The following is a 319-nucleotide window of genomic DNA, read 5'->3' as shown; positions in this document are numbered from 1 at the left end:
CCGTGAACTGTTGCCAGCCGGTCGTCGTGTTGTTGTTCAGCAAAAGCTGCGCCCACAGCGTGTCGGTGTTGCCGGTCGTGCCCTCGTTGAACACGGTGTTGGCGACATCGCCGGGAGCCACGTTGATGGTGTGGCCGCCGGTTTGCGCCACACCGTTTACAACGAACTGCCCCGTAGCAGGAGTTCCATCGGAATCCCACAGCTCAAGCTTCTGGTACCCGACATTGCCGGGATCCAGGATCGTCACCAGGTTGGACAGCGCAATGGTCTGGCCAGGGGTCGCGGTGCTGAAGTTGTGCACCGTGACCGTCGGATTCGG

General features: G+C 61.4%; 1 protein-coding gene. It reads right to left on the bottom strand.

The window, feature by feature from the left end; genetic code table 11:
- Positions 1-319, bottom strand: a 319-nt coding sequence (locus FNJ47_RS46885) for a hypothetical protein (RefSeq protein ID WP_163163585.1), incomplete at both ends; no start/stop codon positions are given.

The sequence above is a fragment of the Bradyrhizobium uaiense genome (genome assembly GCF_010811875.1).
Classification (GTDB): domain Bacteria; phylum Pseudomonadota; class Alphaproteobacteria; order Rhizobiales; family Xanthobacteraceae; genus Bradyrhizobium; species Bradyrhizobium uaiense.
This window is presented reverse-complemented; position numbering and strand designations above follow the sequence as displayed.